This window comes from Candidatus Binataceae bacterium (genome assembly GCA_036495685.1).
Lineage (GTDB): Bacteria > Desulfobacterota > Binatia > Binatales > Binataceae > JAFAHS01.
On the sequence record DASXMJ010000191.1, the window covers coordinates 22,429 to 38,515 of the forward strand.

At 59.7% G+C, this 16,087-nt stretch carries 16 protein-coding genes; 3 read left to right on the forward strand and 13 right to left on the reverse strand.

Annotated features, from left to right (window positions below; genetic code table 11):
• Positions 1-470: 470 nt before the first annotated feature.
• From VGI36_17395 to VGI36_17405, 3 genes are read right to left on the reverse strand one after another with little or no spacing between them, the layout of a single operon-like run.
• Positions 471-1,349, reverse strand: a complete 879-nt coding sequence (locus VGI36_17395) for a methyltransferase domain-containing protein (protein HEY2486922.1) — start codon at positions 1,347-1,349, stop codon at positions 471-473.
• A 55-nt stretch (positions 1,350-1,404) separates the two neighbouring features.
• Entirely contained in the window at positions 1,405-1,662 is a 258-nt protein-coding gene (locus VGI36_17400; GenBank protein ID HEY2486923.1) for a hypothetical protein, read from the reverse strand.
• Positions 1,659-2,261 (reverse strand): hypothetical protein, encoded by a 603-nt coding sequence (locus tag VGI36_17405; GenBank protein HEY2486924.1) that lies wholly within the window; start codon positions 2,259-2,261, stop codon positions 1,659-1,661. Before VGI36_17405 ends, VGI36_17400 begins: the two co-directional genes overlap by 4 nt.
• Positions 2,262-2,474: 213 nt before the next feature.
• Here VGI36_17405 and VGI36_17410 point away from each other — a divergent pair, with 213 nt between their 5' ends.
• The 3 genes from VGI36_17410 to VGI36_17420 all read left to right on the forward strand — a co-directional run bounded on the left by VGI36_17410 (position 2,475) and on the right by VGI36_17420 (position 4,929).
• Positions 2,475-2,705: a hypothetical protein gene (locus VGI36_17410; GenBank protein ID HEY2486925.1), complete on the forward strand. Its 231-nt coding sequence runs from the start codon at positions 2,475-2,477 to the stop codon at positions 2,703-2,705.
• 594 nt (positions 2,706-3,299) lie between these two features.
• Positions 3,300-3,737 (forward strand): hypothetical protein, encoded by a 438-nt coding sequence (locus VGI36_17415; GenBank protein ID HEY2486926.1) that lies wholly within the window; start codon positions 3,300-3,302, stop codon positions 3,735-3,737.
• A 208-nt stretch (positions 3,738-3,945) separates the two neighbouring features.
• On the forward strand, positions 3,946-4,929 hold the full coding sequence (locus VGI36_17420; GenBank protein ID HEY2486927.1) for an aldo/keto reductase: 984 nt from the start codon (positions 3,946-3,948) through the stop codon (positions 4,927-4,929).
• A 308-nt stretch (positions 4,930-5,237) separates the two neighbouring features.
• Here VGI36_17420 and VGI36_17425 read toward each other — a convergent pair whose 3' ends face one another.
• From VGI36_17425 to VGI36_17470, 10 genes are all read right to left on the reverse strand, one after another.
• A complete protein-coding gene (locus VGI36_17425) occupies positions 5,238-6,128 on the reverse strand; it encodes a cytochrome c oxidase assembly protein (protein ID HEY2486928.1) in 891 nt (296 codons plus the stop codon).
• On the reverse strand, positions 6,129-7,595 hold the full coding sequence (locus VGI36_17430; GenBank protein ID HEY2486929.1) for a cytochrome b N-terminal domain-containing protein: 1,467 nt from the start codon (positions 7,593-7,595) through the stop codon (positions 6,129-6,131).
• Positions 7,592-8,092: a Rieske 2Fe-2S domain-containing protein gene (locus VGI36_17435; protein HEY2486930.1), complete on the reverse strand. Its 501-nt coding sequence runs from the start codon at positions 8,090-8,092 to the stop codon at positions 7,592-7,594. The genes VGI36_17430 and VGI36_17435 overlap by 4 nt, the downstream gene beginning before the upstream one ends.
• 1 nt (position 8,093) lies before the next feature.
• Positions 8,094-8,771 carry a c-type cytochrome gene (locus VGI36_17440; protein ID HEY2486931.1) on the reverse strand — a complete coding sequence of 226 codons (678 nt, stop codon included), beginning with the start codon at positions 8,769-8,771 and terminating at the stop codon, positions 8,094-8,096.
• 31 nt (positions 8,772-8,802) lie between these two features.
• Positions 8,803-9,639, reverse strand: a complete 837-nt coding sequence (locus VGI36_17445; GenBank protein ID HEY2486932.1) for a hypothetical protein — start codon at positions 9,637-9,639, stop codon at positions 8,803-8,805.
• A 9-nt stretch (positions 9,640-9,648) separates the two neighbouring features.
• Complete coding sequence (locus VGI36_17450; protein HEY2486933.1) at positions 9,649-10,251, reverse strand: heme-copper oxidase subunit III; 603 nt, start codon at positions 10,249-10,251, stop codon at positions 9,649-9,651.
• Positions 10,252-10,267: 16 nt separating this feature from the next.
• The gene (gene ctaD / locus VGI36_17455; GenBank protein ID HEY2486934.1) at positions 10,268-11,953 is read right to left on the reverse strand and encodes a cytochrome c oxidase subunit I; all 1,686 of its coding nucleotides are present in this window, start codon (positions 11,951-11,953) and stop codon (positions 10,268-10,270) included.
• 15 nt (positions 11,954-11,968) lie between these two features.
• Positions 11,969-13,024: a cytochrome c oxidase subunit II gene (gene coxB / locus VGI36_17460; protein HEY2486935.1), complete on the reverse strand. Its 1,056-nt coding sequence runs from the start codon at positions 13,022-13,024 to the stop codon at positions 11,969-11,971.
• Between the two features lie 811 nt (positions 13,025-13,835).
• Positions 13,836-14,792, reverse strand: coding sequence for a class II histone deacetylase (locus VGI36_17465; GenBank protein HEY2486936.1), 957 nt, complete (start codon positions 14,790-14,792; stop codon positions 13,836-13,838).
• Between the two features lie 116 nt (positions 14,793-14,908).
• The gene (locus VGI36_17470; protein ID HEY2486937.1) at positions 14,909-15,691 is read right to left on the reverse strand and encodes a DUF169 domain-containing protein; all 783 of its coding nucleotides are present in this window, start codon (positions 15,689-15,691) and stop codon (positions 14,909-14,911) included.
• Positions 15,692-16,087 lie beyond the last annotated feature (396 nt).

Genomic DNA, 16,087 nt, shown 5'->3' on the forward strand with positions numbered 1-16,087 from the left:
CCTGTCGTCTAGAGAACCGTCAGTGCAGGTTGCCAGAATCCGTCTCGGCTCCCTGGGCACATCGCCGGGACAGGTCCCAAGGTGCTGCTGCTCTCGTGAAGCGCTGCTACATTTGTGCGACGCACCTGAGCGTCGAGCGCACTACTTCCAGTGTGACTGGGAGTCCAAACGCCCAACCCATGGTGAGACCCACCAGAAAAATCGTGCCGATCATAGCCCTCACCTAACAACCCGACCGAAGTCAGTGTTTCTTTCGGAGCCGTCCCCAGTTCAGTACGTTTCGATGGCCAAATTATTAAGCAAAGAGCGCGCCAATCATGAGATCGAACCAATGCCGACCTCCGCTCCGTGCCTACGCACCAAGGATGGCACCTTTACCTTGTCGGGGAGGGGCTGCTCTCCTTAAAGAAGGAAGAACTCTTCATCGCGGTACCTTTACGCTCCCCGTTGCCGCGGCAGCTCATCGTTTTCTACTTGTCGGGACGCGCCTTGGCATCGGCACTTGAAAGGCAGTACCCACGGCCGTGGAGCAAGCACGAGGAGTCAGCCTCGTGGGCGTCTCGGCGGAGGCACCGAATTTCTGCTAGCCGGCCGCCATCGAAAGCCTGGGCCAGCGCCCGGTCGGCCTCCTCATCGAGTGCGCCCACGCACGGAAAGACCGCGAAATAGGAAAGAAACCTCGCTGCAAAGCCGTGCTCTTCCCGATCGATTCGGAACATCGCACCAATTCCGGCAATCCCAGATCCAAATCGGCTTCCCTTTGGCCATCGGACCAGAGGTAGGATCAGTGTTCCAAGTGGCTTGAGGCTGTCGAGCCAGCGCGGGCAAGGGAAGCTCGCACCGGCATTAACGAAGATCGCGTCGACCTTGCCGGCATCGTAGGTCGTCGCATCGGCGCAAAGGATCTTGACTTGAGGAAACCGCTTCAGATTCTCGCGCGCTCTCGTCGCCAACTGAGGATCGAGTTCGAGCCCGACCACGCGGCCAGTTTCGCCGACGCAATGGGCGATGAGCGCCGTGTAGTACCCCGTCCCGGTTCCGGCGTGCAGGACTGTCTGGCCCTCTTTCAATTCCAGGGCCTCGATTAACGCCGTCAGGGCGCTGGGCAGCCCGTTATTCAGATTGCGCTCGGGATCGAGCGCTACTACTACGTCGTCGTAGATTTGAGCAAGGTCGCTGGTAAATTCCCGGTTCCAGAGGTTCGGTAGCCTTATGATTCCCCACGGGGGCGGTCCAAGGAAATCTTCACGGGCGACCGTTCCAAGCGCCTCGATTAGGCGCTCCGACCGCAAGCCTGCCTTGTGGCGAACCTGGCTAGCGTACCGCTTGCGCGCTTCCGATGAATCCACCGCTCGTTTTAAGAGTGTCGATATTCGAGGTCGGCGGCCTCGTCCCGCGTATTCTTTAGTTGAGCTTGTTGGTGAGGTCCACGTCCACGCGCCAATGGATTCGTGCCCGCGCCGCATCCGCATGCTCGCGAAGGATGCGCTCTCTGATCGACCTCAGCGCCATTTGCTCCAACCTTCCGGCTGCCGCCGAAGGGTCTACTAGGAACGCTCGCAATTCCTCTCGAGCTTCATCGATCTCATCGGGTGCAACCTGGTCAAACAGCTCCGCGAGCGTTGCGATCGAGCGCCGCCGATTCCTGCGTTTTTTACTCATGGGTGGATTGCTCCGCGTGACGCAGCGAGTCCTTCCGCGTCCGCCGAAATCTTCAGGGCCAGTCGTCGCAGTCGCTTGAGGCAATTGTTTACGTGGTTCACCGGTCTTCCGATTCGAATCGCGATGAGCCGCGGCCTCGTCTCGTTAAACTCGAGTATTGCATTAAGTACTTCAGCCAACTCCGGTGTCCCCTTGGCCGCTTCTGCCAGCTGGTCAATCCTCTCATCAGCGTCGCATTCGGACTCAGAAGGGTCGGCGGCATCGAAATCTGCGGGGCGCCGCGGCCACGGACCTTCGTCGCCATCCTGAAAAGCGATTCGCTCGGCGCCATACGGCGACGTATCGTCCTGAAAAAAGCGTTCAATCCGCCGGTTGTCAGCGGACAGGGCCAGGTGATTGAGCAGACTGTCGACGACGCGTTTGAGAAACGGCAGCAACGGTCCCCGTTCCGGTTCCCATTTCCGTTCGCCTCCGATGACACTGACGATCGCCTGTGCCGCGATGTCGTCGGGCATCAGGCCTTTGGCCAATGCAACGTCACTTCCGGTGCGCCAGAGAAGGTTGCGGGAGCGGAAGGCCGCGTAGGCAGCCAGCTTCATGCCTGTTTCCCCCCAATCTACCCGCAGAAGCTCTTTTACTACATCCAAGGCGGGCGGCCTCCACCCTCGCTCATAACACCAATACCGGTAAGTGTTCGATTCTTGCCACGAACAAAATTCGCGATCTTGCCGATATTAATTTTTGGGAGGGCGTTGATAAAGCACCTCCCTTGGAAAGCCAAGGCGGTTAATCTAGCCCTTCAAGGATACGCCATGTCCGTACCTACCATCACTATTCCCGAGTCTTGGGAACTGGCCGTCGATGCTCTGGTCGAAGCGACCACGCATATTCGGGATTGTTTCCGTTGCAGGAGAGTCTTCGCTGTCGCTTACGAGGCGGTCGACGTGGGTCCGACCTTCTTCGATGAGTTCCGCCCCTGGGGACTGGTGAATCTGATCCTGTCCGAGCTCCGGCGGTGCGATGCGTGGCCGAAAGAAATCTGATCCGCGGACGCGTCGGTCCTTGGAGACTGCTATGCCGCGTAAGCCTGTTTGCTCCAGTTTTCGACGTCGACACCCATTACGAGGAGCCATAAGGATAGCGCTAGTTCACCAACAGCGGAGGGTATCAGAATGTATGGCAACAGGTGGGCAGCGAACCGAGGGGATAGAAAGCTTGCCAAGCTACTGGCCAAGTAACACAAACCCGCGACCGCCATCAGGACGCCCAGTATGCGCGTGGTCGCCCTCGTCCCCGCGTCGCCGCGTGTGATCGTGGTGGATCGAACGAACCCATAGGTGAAGGCACCCGCTGCTATGTTGAGCAGGTAGAGTAAACCGGCCAGTCTGGCCTCAAGTCCTGGTATGCTTCGGCGCTATGGCCTGTCATAGGGACTTCATCTCATTATCCAATATGGCGCCGGGTTGCGTAGAGCGCGACGGGCGGAGCTGATCGGACTGACGGATCCCGCGAAATTTAGTGACTTTGTCTTTTGGGAACCCGAAAGGAGAAAGCGAGCGAGAGAGACCTGTCTACCCATCCGATTGCAACTCGTTAGCCTGCCCGTCTGGGATTTCAGAGGACCTTCCCGAACCGAGATGCGAAACAAACGCGGCGGATTCCTGACGGTGATGGCTCTACTTCTCGCCTTGGCTATGGTCGTGGACGTGCTCAAGGCTCTATCGAAACCGCTGCCTCCCGGGTCGAAGGTAGCGGGGCTCCAGATGCCGCCCAGCGGTATCGTGGTTCTTGGCGTGCGCCACACCGGGGCGGGCGCGACAATCTTGGCCCTGCTGGTGGCAGGTGTCCTTTTTTTCTATGCAGTGGGAATCTGGTGTATGAAGCGCTACGCGCTCACGGTAGCCTGGCTGTACGCCGCATACGCGATAATCAACGTCACGCTCTTTAGCATTCGAAATCCGGCGCCGCCAACACCAGGCACAACGATCTTCGCGATCGTATATTTGGTCGGGGCGATCATCCTTACGCTTGCCACCGCGATCGTACTTACCCGACGCCGTGGAGACCTGAGCTAACGTCCACGTCGCGTCCTAGGTAGGCAAAAGGGTGCTCGAGGTTTGCCCCCTACGAGGTGGAGTGGAGAAGCGTCTGGGGATAGAGCTTTCCCGGCGAATGCACCGGTACCGGGACCCCAGGAAGGGCCTCGTGGAATCGCTTTCAGTAAACGCGGTAGTGCTAAACCAAATCTCCACAACCAAAACATCACGAATGGAGGCGGATCTAATGAATTATCGGCAACTTGGGCGCAGCAATCTCCGGGTCGCGACCATCGGCCTGGGATGCATGGGGATGTCCGATTTTTACGGTCCGCGTGACGACGCCCAGTCTGTCGCGACCATCCAGCGGGCGCTCGACCTGGGGGTCAACTTTCTGGACACCTCAGACGCGTACGGTCCCCACAAGAACGAGGAACTCGTCGGACGTGCAATTCACGGTCGTCGGGATCAGGTGCTGTTGGCCACCAAGTTTGGAATCGTGCGAGGATCGGACGGCTCGCGAAGTATCAACAGCAAACCCGAGTATGTTCGCCGTGCATGCGAGGCGAGTCTGAAGCGTTTGGGAGTCGAAACCATCGACCTCTACTATCAGCATCGTGTCGATCCCGACACTCCAATTGAGGAAACCGTCGGCGCGATGGCGCGCCTGGTTGAAGCAGGGAAGATCAGAACCCTCGGCCTGTCGGAGGCCTCGCCACAGACCATCCGGCGCGCGTGCAAGGTTCATCCGATCACGGCGCTGCAGACAGAATATTCTCTTTGGAGTCGTGATCCCGAGGACGAACTACTGGGCCTCTGCGCAGAACAGGGAATTGCCTTCGTAGCGTACAGCCCGCTGGGCCGCGGGTTCCTTACCGGACAAATCAAAAAAATCGAAGATCTGGCTGCTGACGATTTCCGCCGCATGTCGCCACGCTTCCAGGGCGACAATTTTCAGAAGAATCTGCAGCTGGTCGACCGAATCGCTAAGATCGCGAGTGAGAAAGGCTGCACTCCGTCCCAGCTAGCCCTGGCCTGGGTAACCGCGCAGGCGCCCCATATCGTCACGATTCCCGGCACCAGACGAATCAAGTATCTCGAGGAAAACGTCGACGCAGACAAAATTCGCTTGACGCCGGAAGAACTGAAACGAATCGATGAGGTCGCGCCACGCGGAGTGGCGGCGGGGGAGCGTTATCCCGCGGTCCTGATGGGTTCGATCAATCTCTAATTTAGGATGGCCTCGCTGCTTAGGTCAGATCGCACAATTCCATTCTTATTGAGCCTGGCGGTGCAAAAAGAGGTCCCGCGTAGTCTGGGTTACCGGTCATCGCAACGGGGCATCGTCGCGCGGTAACGCGACCGTTGGAGCAATCGGTGGATGGGTTACCGGTTAGCCCGTTCACACGCTTGCCCCTCCAATCCGGGGCAGAAAAATTTTTTGCTTTGGGACGCGAGCTGATGTACCAGACTCTGCCGAGCCTTTCCGCCGGAAAAATATTCCAAAGCCGTGCTGATTCCGCGACGCCTCGACGCCTCCTACCAATGCGTCGTTGATGGAACTTCGCCAGCGATGGGGCGCTGAAGATGCTCTTGCCCGGTAAATTGGCGGAACAGGTTTTGCGGCCCAAGCATCGTTAGCATGATCTGCGCCGCGGGCACGAGATAGAAGATCGAGCCGGGTACCCACATGATGGCGCCAGCGACGATTTGATCGCCCATAGGCGTGAAACCGGCGACTGACGGCACGCTCGCATAGTAGGGGTAAAGGAGGCGGCCAGAGAAAATGAACAGCGCCGAGAGGATCGTGTTCTGGCCGTCGGCGAGGAACAGGTAGGGCAACAACGCCCATCGCGGCCATCGCGCGACGCTGGGCCACGGCTGGATGACGGGAAACCAGAACATCAGGGCTGTCGTGAAGAAGCATGCGTGCTCGACCACGTGCCAAGGGTCCGAGCGCAGGGCGAGCTGGAAGGTTGCGGGGAGGTGCCAGATCCAAGTGGCGAGCACAAAGGCGAACCAGCATACCAGCGGCTGTGTGAGCCATCGGTAGGCGCTCCTGGTTAGCCTCGGGCGGAGCGCGCGGCCAACCAGCTTGGCGGCGCGGGGGGGTAAGCCCCGGAGCAGAGGTATCGCCGGCGCTCCAGCGAGCAGGAGCGTCGGCGATACCAGCATCAGCAGCAGGTGCTGGGTCATGTGCACCTGCAGCAGAAGGTCGTCGAGCGCCTCGAGCGGCGACGCCACAGCGAGGGCGAGGGCGGCGATGCCGCCGAGGAAGGCGCCCAGATGCCAGCGCGTAAAGCGCGCCGGCATCTGACGGTGGACACGGCGGTAGCCGCGGACGTAGAGCGTGGCGATCGCGATCAAGGTCGCGAGCGTAGTGACCGGAGGCCGCCACGACGCGAGCGCAGTTTGCAGCGAGGGGTCCATCTAGTTGCTCGAAACGGGAACCGCCGGTTGCGCCGAATTGCGCGCCGGTGGTTCGCTGCGCGGATGCATCGTCGCGAGGAATGCGACGATCGCGTTGACTTCGGCGGGTGAAAGATTCTTTCCGTAGGCCGGCATGTTGCCACCGCCCTGAAGAATCTGGCGGACGATCTGGCTGCGGGTCAGGCGTGTGGCAGTGGCGTCGAGCGCAGGCCCACGCATTCCGCCCTGGCCCCCGAGGGAGTGACAATTGCGACACTGCTTGCTTTGCACGAGCAGCGCGCCCCGGAGCTCGAGCGGAGTGCGGCCTTTCACGTAGTCGACGGGCGTCGGCGCCGCGCTCCACGCTTCCATGTCGGGAGACCACGGCGAGAACGTGCCGAGCCAGGTGAGGCTGCCGATCGTCGTGACGATCAGGATGACGATTACCACCGAGATGGGACGGCGGCGCCAGCTCTTCTCGCCGGTGCCAGACAGGAAGGGCAGGGCGAACAGCAGTCCGATTGCGATGGGCGGACCCGTGAGCATCAGAACGGTTTCGGTCCACGGCGGCAGCAACGCGAACACCGAAAACAGCCACAAGAAGAAGAAATCTGGCCGCGGCACGGTCTGGATGATGGTCGGATCGGGCTGGCCGTTGGGACCGATTGGGCCGGCGAGCGCCGCCACGGCGAGGAGGGCCAGGATGATCAGTCCGGCGAAGACGAGATCCTTCTGCGCAGCGTACGGCATGAACGGCTCGCCGTCGCGATGCACCATCTCCTGGTACTGCTGGAGGTAGGTGGAGCGCCGCACGATCCGACCCGGCATCGGCCATTCGTTGATGCCGAGTCTCAGCACGAGAAACAGATGCAACCCAACGAAGCCGATCAGCGCGCCGGGGATGACGAAAACGTGCAGCGCGAAGAAGCGCGACAGCGTCCCGCCGGCGATGATCGGTCCTCCGAGTATCAGAGCGACGATCTTAGAGCCGACGATCGGAGTGCGGCCAGCGATCGATGCGCCGATGCCTAGCCCCCAGTATGCGTTCTGATCGAAACGGAGCACCTGGCCGGTGAACGCCATGCCGAGGGTGCATAGCAACAGGAAGCAGCCCGCGACCCAGGTCAGTTCGCGCGGATATTTGTACGCGCCAAACAAAAAGACCTGAATCATGTGGATCAGCATCAGGGCGACCATGAAGTTGGAGCCCCATCCGTGCAGGGCGCGCAGATACCAACCGAGCGGCTGCTTGTAGTTGAGGAAAATCAGACTGTCCCAGGCGCGATCAGCGGCGGGCGTGTAGACCGTGGCGAGGCAGATGCCGGTGACGACCTGCAGAATGAAGACGACCAGGGTGGCGCTGCCGAAGACGTACCACCAGCTGGCCGAGCTGCGCGGCACGGGGTGCTCGGCAACCCCGACGATCGCATCGGCCACCTGGAGGCGCTCGTCGAACCATCGGCCGATCGATTTGAGCAGGTCGTTCATGCTTCCGGCTTGCCGAGAGTCGGCAGCTCGCCGGCGTAGATCCACAGCTGGCCCGCTTCGATCTTGTATCTGTATTGATACAGCGGGCGCGGCGGCGGCCCCGAGGCGTGCCTGCCGTCGGCGTAGAAAACGCCACCATGACACGGACACATGAACAGCTCGGACTCGGCGAACCATCGGACGGGGCATCCGAGGTGCGTGCAGTTGATGGCGAAGACCCGGAAGTCATTACCGGTCATATGGCGCACCCAGCATGGAATCTTTGCGGTTTCGCCGTCCCATTGTTTCTTAAACGGATTTACATATTCGGCCAGACGAGTCTGATTTTGCGGATAGTCAGTCAGCGGGCCGAGCGATATCCAGTTAAGCCAGATGAAACGTCGCGCAGGCGAGAGTATATATCCGACAATCGGTATTGCGAACACTGCAATAGCGATCGCGTTGATAGCTATTCCGAGACTGAACAGGAAATGACGACGAGTAGTCTGGTCTGCCACTTCATTTCCTCGAACTCAGAGTCGCAGGACGTTTCGAAACGAGCCAGGCGACCACATCCGCGACCTGCTGAACGGTGAGGGGTTGGCCGGAGGCAGCGTGCTTCCAGTCGGGATGGCCGAGGTCCGGCCGTCCCGCGATCACAATCGTGCGCAGGTACTGATTGCTGACCAGCGAAAGAAACGAGGGATCGACGACTGAGCCGGCAGCGATAGGTCCGCTCGCGTCGGGGCCGTGGCAGGACTGGCAGTTCGAGGCGTACACCTGCGCGCCATTCTCCAGGTTGCCTGCTGTCCCGAGCGAGTACGACGGAGCGCCGTCGGCCGCTCCAGGAGCACCCGCCCATTTGTCGCGGATACCGGCAATCAGCAAGTCGATCTGATGGCCGGTCAGACTGCCGCCGGCTTCTTGCGCGAATGGCGGCATTGGGGTGCCGGGAACTCCTTGGGCGATCACGTGGCGCAACGAAGTATCGTCAACGATGCCCAGATACACGGGATTGTTGAGGTCGATCGCCGCGCCGAAGCGGCCGTCGGCGCCGTGGCATCCGGCGCAGTTCCCCAGGTAGAGCGTGCGGAAATCAGTCACGTCAGTCGGCCGCAGCGGAAAATCGGCGAGCGTAGGACGCCCGGGAGCGGAACGGCAGCCGGTGATGAGGAGCGCGGTCAACGACACGCCCACAAAAAGCGATCTTACGACGTGCGGGGTCAAATCAGTTCTGACCTTCGCGGTCACCCCCGAGTCCCGGAGCCTCGATGCCGGTGCGCACCGCGAACGGAAGGTGCTGCATAGTGGTGACGCGTTCGGTTTGATTGACCACGAAGCCCGCGACCGCGCCAAAGGCGATCTGGCACAAAATGAACCAGCGCCACTCGATACGCGCATCGAGGACCGGGTTGATCACGCTAAGCGACGACCACAATAGGCCGGTCCACAGAAGGGGCGCGACGATCGCAGCCCAAAACGCCGGGTAGCGGGGGAACATCGGCAGCATGACGCCGTACAGCAGGCCGACCAGGATAGACGCAGAGGCGTGAATGATCAGGGCAACGACAAAGGCCTCCGGAATAAACGACGAAAGCGTCGCAGTGCTGGCGTTGGCGAGATTGGCAAGCACGGTCGCCGCAAGGACGTTGGCTGTGTACCAAAGGCTGTGATGAACCACCACGCTTTGCAGGACCGCGAGCCCCGCCATGGCAATTCCGCCAGCGATGCCCCCCTTTATACCCGCGGAGTACGAGTAAATTTCCAGCGGCAGGATCGCGCGATTGCCAAGCTCGCCGACGTGCAGGTAATCAACGCCGATCGTCGCAGGCACGATGGCTGCAGGGGCGGCCTCGACCCGCAGCGGCTCACGATGCTCGACCGGCAACACTTCCCCGAACCATCCGACGGCGCCCGAAATGAACAGCACGCCCCCGACCAGCGTAACTGCGACGTTGGTCACCAGGCCGGCAAACACGAGGGTTAGGCCGAGCGCCATCAGCATCGGCCATGGAGTCGGCGCGGGAGCTTCGATTGGATTGTCGGGGTTCCCCTCTACAGGCATTGCATTAGCTCATCGTCCAATCACGTAGACGGTAAGGAATACCACAACCCACACTGAATCCACGAAGTGCCAATACCAGGAGAGAACGTCGGCGCGCTCGACGTGACGCTCGCTCATATAGCCGAGCACTGTCAGGATCAGCACGAGCAAAATTAAAACCAGTCCTATTGTCACGTGCAATGCATGCAGTCCGACGAGTGAGTAATAGGTGGTTCCGAAAAGATTTGTTCGAAGGGTCAGTCCCTCGTGATAGATGAGGCGGTGCCATTCGATGGCGGTGCCGATCAGAAACTCAGCGCCCAGTACAAAAGTCACGAACCACCACGCGCTGAAATTGCGAATAGAGCCGGCGCGCAGCGATCGGATCGCGATAACGATCGTGATGCTGCTTGAGAGCAGGCAGATCGTATTCACGATCGGCACGGAGAGGACCTCTCTAGGTGAAGGACCGCTCAAGCTCTTCCCGATATAGAAGATGTAGGCGACCACGAAGATCAGGAAGAACGACGATTCGGTGAGAATGAGGGCGAGAATCCCGACACGACCGCGATAGGGGAGTGTCTCGCTCCACGGTGTTGACGACGCGCGCATGGTGGTCGATGCGGCGGCCATCAGACAGCGCTCCGGTTCATTCGTATCTCCAGTCCGGGTCGTCGGGATGCTTCAGGTCCCACAGCGGGCGGCGACTGCGAACCACCGGCAGAGTCGCGAAGTTGTACTCGGGCGGAGGCGAGGTCGTCGACCATTCGAGCGTCCATGCGTCCCAGGGATCGTCGCCGGCCGGCTCTCCTGATCGCAACGACCGAACGACATTGATCACGAATATGAGCACCGCGATGCCCTGTACGAGCGCGCCGATCGACGCGACAAAATTGAGGGTCTCGAGTCCGCGCCCAGGTTGATAGGTATAAATACGACGCGGCATTCCTTGCATGCCGGCGAAGTGCTCAGTATCGAATGTCAAATGGAAGCCAATCACGAAAAGCCAGAAATGCCAACGGCCAAGACGCTCACTGAGCATTCTGCCGGTAGCCTTTGGAAACCAATAATAGATGGCGGCGAATATCATGAAGACAATCGCGCCGACCAGTACATAGTGAAAATGCGCTACGACGAAGTACGTATCGGTAAGCTGCCAATCGAAGGGTGCAACCGCGAGCATGATGCCGGTCAGACCCGCGACCAGAAACTGGAACAGGAAGGCGATACTGAACAGCATAGGAACCTTGAAGCGCAATTTTCCACGCCACATGGTTCCGAGCCAGTTGAATATTTTGATGCCAGTGGGAACGCCGACCAGCATGCTCGAGGCTGCAAAGAAGGAATTGCCCGCCGGCGTCATGCCGACCGAGAACATATGATGCGCCCATACGCTCATGCTGATGAATCCGATCGCGCAGCTGGCGGCCACCATCACGCTGTAGCCGAAGATAACCTTGCGGGAGAAAACCGGAATGATTTCAGACGCGAACGCGAAGGCCGGAATCACCAGTATGTAGACCTCGGGATGGCCGAAGATCCAGAAAAAGTGCTGCCACAGGACTGCCGAGCCTCCCGCCTGAGTGTCGAAGAAATGTGCACCCAGAAAACGATCGAGCAGCAGCATCACTTGCGCAGCCGACAGCGGCGGCAGCGCCACCAGAATCATGAACGACACGACGGTAGCCAGCCACACGAGCACCGGCATCTTGGTGAGCGTCATTCCTTCGCATCGCATGCAGAACACGGAGCTGACAATGTTGGCCGCAGTCGCAGTCGAGCCCACGGTCGTGAGCAGAATACTGAGTATCCAATAGTCGGTACTGTTGCCGCGCGAGAACGGCAGTTCCGTGAGCGGTGCATATGCGAACCATCCGACATCGGGCGCGCTGCCGGCGCCATACAAGCCATCGCCGCCGATATAGCTGAAGTAGAGGAGCAGGGCACCGAAGAACCATAGCCAGAAGCCGAAGGCGTTGAGCCGCGGAAAGGCGAGATCGCGCGCACCGATCATGAGCGGCACCAGGTAGTTGAACAAACCGGTGAGGATCGGCATCCCGACCAGGAACACCATCGCCGTGCCATGCATCGTCAGCAGGCGGTTGAAGACCTGCGGCGGCACGATGCCGGAATTAGGTACCGCGAGCTGAAGCCGAATGGTGGCGGCCTGGAGGCCTGCGACCAGGAAGAAGAAAAGGCCGCCGGTGATGTACATCAGTCCCAGCCGCTTGTGATCGACCGTGATGACCCATTCGTGCAGCCGGCCGAGGATCGGAAGCTGCTCGAGGTCGTCTACGGCGTCCAGTCCCATTTCGCGATCGATAGTTCCCGCCAAGCGCGTTCCCCTCCTTCAGCGCAGAGTCGCCAGGTAAGCCACGAGGTCGTCGAGGTCCTTGTCGTCGAGATTCATCGCCGGCATTAACGCCCCAGGCTTCATCACGCTTGGATCGCGCACCCACACACGCAGATGATCGAGATTATTCATGGCGACACCGGCGCCGATGGTCTCGCGCGCCATCAGATGCGTCAAGTCGGGGCCGAAGCGGCCGTTCGCACCGGTGCCCTGAATCGCATGGCAGTTGACGCATGCGGTGGATTCGAAGATCTGCTGGCCGTGCGCGACTGACGCATCGACAGCCGCCGGCTGCTTTTGCGCCGCGACCCAATTATCGAAATCCGCGCGCGGCTCGACGATCACGCGCAGAAGCATCATCGCGTGCTCGGTGCCGCAGAACTCGGCGCATTGTCCCAGATAGGTGCCCGCGACGTGCGGATCGATCCACATCGTGTTTTTCTTGTTCGGGATCACATCAGTCTTGCCGGCCAGACGCGGAACCCAGAAGCTGTGCGCTACGTCCACCGACTCGAGATCGAGAAAGGTTGGTGTGGGATTTTTCGGATCGCTCAGCGGGACGTGAAGCTCGTTGGCGGTCACGATGCCGAGCTCAGGGTAGTGAAACTCCCACCACCATTGATGCCCGATCACGTGGACGCTAATGGCGCCCGGCGGGCGCCTCGGCGCCTGGACCGAATAGATGGTGCGCGCGGTGGTGAGGAAGAGGACCAGCACGATAAGGACGGGGACGGTCGTCCACGCAAACTCGATCGGATTGCTGCCGTAGACCTGCGGCGGTTCGCGACCGTTGTCACCCTGGCGGGCGCGATCTCTGATGAGGCTGATGACCAGGAGGCCGGCGACGATCAGGAAAATCACAGCGGTGATCGAACACGTGAAGAACGCCAGCGTCCTGATCTCGTGCGCCGGAGTCGAGACCGTGTCGAAGATGCTGCTTGGGGGAATCTTCGAGTTCGACTCGCCCATGCCCCAGTCGTTCGCAAACGCGGCGACGGGCATAGTGGCAACGATGACAATAGTGAAGAACCAGCGGTGCACACGTCCGAGCAAGATTTTCTCAGCCTCCCGAAACTTCCCAAGTCAGGGTCAGGGCATCAGCAGTTCCTCCACCTTCCGATGCCAAGGTGTGCTTTTTGAACGCAGTGTAGCTTACACCGGGACCCTTCCCGGTGTCACGATACCTAACGCCGCGAGTGTTCGTGAACGCTTCGAACTCCCGCTTTTAATTAGTCGAACCCGCTCCGAAACGAGCCTAAGACGCTTCGGGAACTGACCTCGATTCGTCGCCGCTCCAACGACAAATCAGTTCGGGGACGGCGGCTTTGGATACCCGCAGTGTGCCCTTCTTCAGGGGCGATGGACAAATGGATCCCGGACTATCCGGGAACCTCGCAGCGAATTTAACCTGGGAGTAACCGAGAAGTACATTCCGAAACTGGGCGAGGAAGATGGTACCAAACAAACACCAGGCGGTCGCACACTGGTCACTGACATACCTAAGTTGGCCCTGAAACGCTTCTGTCGTTTCTGGCCGGAACCCCCGACAGATTCCCGGAATTCTCATGGAGCCCGGCGAAACCCGGTCTGTATCCGAAGAGCCTGACAGCCTTCAGCGTCGAATTGGCAGTAGGCTATGCTTGTGTGGAACCTTACCTTGCCTGGGTTGGTGACGCCCAGGGAGTTTTCTGTGCCCTCTGGGGCGCAACGAGTCCTGAGTTCAGGTTTCTACCCGATGCGGGACAGGAGCTCGCGCGCTCGCTCGATGGCAGTCTCCTGATGGGGCTGCAATTCCTGGTGGGCGCGACTTTGCACCCATTCCAGATACGGATCGCAGACTTCAGTGCGTAGTCCCGCGAGCTCTTCAACAATGGCCAGTCCACAAAACGGTACGTACGTCCTCTGCGTATCCGCCTTCGTGTGCAAGCACCAAGCGGCCTGCGCAGAGATCTGAGGCGGCCTGCACCATCATGTTCGTCATTCGTCGATAACATTCGCTGTGCAGCATCATGCGGCCCAGCGGATCGTACGCGTTCGCATCGAGACCGCTGGCCACCACGATCAATTCGGGCTTGAAGTTGTACAGGGCCGGCACGACTACACGCTCAAAGGCCGCAAGGTAAGAACCCACCCCAGATCCCGGTGGCATCGGGATGTTCAGATTTAGTCCCGCACCCGGACCCAAACCGTTGTCGGAGATAGAGCCGCTTCCCAGCGGGTACAGGTTGTCCTGATGAATCGAAATAGTGAGCACCTCGGGATTCTCGTAAAAGGCCAGTTGAGTGCCATTCCCATGATGAACGTCCCAGTCCACCACGGCAATTCGATTGACGGCTAACCTGGCCCTGGCATACATCACCGCGACAGCAATGTTGGCGAATATGCAAAAGCCGCGGCCGCGATTCGGTTCGGCATGGTGACCAGGTGGGCGCACCAGCGCATACGCGTTGTCGGCCGCTCCTTTCACAACTTCTTCAACGGCCGTCATTACGCCACCAACGGATAGCATCGCAATTTCAAAGGCGCCCGCACCGAACGGAGTCAGCTCGCCCGCATCGCCGCCGCGCTGCGCCGAAAGCTGGCGAATCAATTCGATGTACTCGTGGGTGTGGAACCGTACGAGGTCGACTTCTGAGGCCGGTCTTGGCCTGATGGATTGCAGGTTATCGAGGAGCCTCGTGGCGGCCAGAAGATTGTAAAACCGTCGCTTGGTTTCCGGGTTCTCGAAGCCCGCACTGGGTTGGGTCGGGAACGAGCCGCCGCCGGAATCGTGCCACATGTAGAGCTCATCGAACACGAACCCTGTCTTTCTTTTCGGCATCACATTCCGGATTTGCGCCCAGCCGGGGCGATTAAACCAGCTCCGCTTCCCGCCTGAAAAATTCCTCGCAGAGAAAGCCTGTGCCGGTACGTTTTCACGTTGGGCAGCGGATCAGGCTATTTGTCCCTCGATCCATAAGATACAGCTAGCCCCGCTCGCGCGTCGGACTGGATGCCGTATTGTGGAATCGGATAACGCAATCCGTTCGATGCAAGCCGCTTCATTCCTTCGATCGTCTTGGGCAGAAAATGGGGCGGAATCGCCATCAGCAGCTCTTCATCCAACACACCACCATAGCGCCGCTCCGCGTAGCACGGGATCGAAAGACTCGGCTCTCCAGTTTTGAGCGCCCGACCCCATGAGTCCGCGCAAGCCGATTCTCCGACCACACCCCATTGAAATTTGCGATAGCCCGACCACTGAAGGCCATTGATGAAAATGATCATCTGGCCCGGCGTTGCGTAGATCAGACAAATATCGGGGGGATTGAGTCGTCCAGAAACCAGCGGCGATACCGCCATCGCGGTGTAGCGGCCGTGTGGCACGGTGTCCATCGCGTGCTGATGCGCCGATGAATCCTCGAGCGTGGAGTACCAGACTCCCGCCATCGCCTTGCCCGAGAGCCATTCCTCGTCTTGTGGATGTAACCCAATCACGGCCCCGCACTGCGCGCCAACCAGATCTTTCATAGTGATACCAACCGTCCATCCTAGGCGCGCCGCCTGAGCGACGATCTGATCGGTGGTGTGAGTCGACTTGGGTCGCCGGATTTTTGGGATGGCTTCCATCTCCTCAGCCGCGCGGAACAACTTCATGCCGATAGGCGTGGTGCGCAGCCGCAACAGCTTGTTCAAATCGTCGACAATCGCATTCCAGTCGTAAGTGACTTGATCGGACATCCGGCCATACCTCTCTGACAAAATACGGCAGAAACCTCCCAAAGCTCCATGGCCCCCTGACTTTCGCCCTCCCACTCAAACCGCAGGGAGAACATGCCTTCTCGTTCACCTAGGAACCGAATCCGCCCAAACCGACGAGTGCTCTCCAACAGAGCGAGCGCATAGCATTATGGCCATACGGATCCCCCACCTAGTGCCGCGCGAAGCCTGCGCGACGGCCCATGCGCGGCGTTTAACAGACTGCCTTCTAAATGGAAAATGTCGTAGCAGAGCACCCCAGCTCTTACCTTCTCGCGGCTCGCAGCCCAGCCAAAAATCCCGCTTGGCAACGCCGATTATTCCACTTCAATTGAAGCATCCTTGCGCGCATGATAGATGATGGCGGTTCTAAGCGGC

Coding starts and splice junctions, on each gene's coding strand:
- VGI36_17410 (HEY2486925.1), top strand. CDS start 2,475: ATGTCCGTACCTACCATCACTATTCCCGAGTCTTGGGAACTGGCCGTC.
- VGI36_17450 (HEY2486933.1), bottom strand. CDS start 10,251: ATGGCCGCCGCATCGACCACCATGCGCGCGTCGTCAACACCGTGGAGC.
- VGI36_17405 (HEY2486924.1), bottom strand. CDS start 2,261: ATGAAGCTGGCTGCCTACGCGGCCTTCCGCTCCCGCAACCTTCTCTGG.
- VGI36_17415 (HEY2486926.1), top strand. CDS start 3,300: ATGCGAAACAAACGCGGCGGATTCCTGACGGTGATGGCTCTACTTCTC.
- VGI36_17445 (HEY2486932.1), bottom strand. CDS start 9,639: ATGCCTGTAGAGGGGAACCCCGACAATCCAATCGAAGCTCCCGCGCCG.
- VGI36_17420 (HEY2486927.1), top strand. CDS start 3,946: ATGAATTATCGGCAACTTGGGCGCAGCAATCTCCGGGTCGCGACCATC.
- VGI36_17430 (HEY2486929.1), bottom strand. CDS start 7,595: ATGAACGACCTGCTCAAATCGATCGGCCGATGGTTCGACGAGCGCCTC.
- VGI36_17400 (HEY2486923.1), bottom strand. CDS start 1,662: ATGAGTAAAAAACGCAGGAATCGGCGGCGCTCGATCGCAACGCTCGCG.
- VGI36_17470 (HEY2486937.1), bottom strand. CDS start 15,691: ATGTCCGATCAAGTCACTTACGACTGGAATGCGATTGTCGACGATTTG.
- VGI36_17425 (HEY2486928.1), bottom strand. CDS start 6,128: ATGGACCCCTCGCTGCAAACTGCGCTCGCGTCGTGGCGGCCTCCGGTC.
- VGI36_17465 (HEY2486936.1), bottom strand. CDS start 14,792: ATGCCGAAAAGAAAGACAGGGTTCGTGTTCGATGAGCTCTACATGTGG.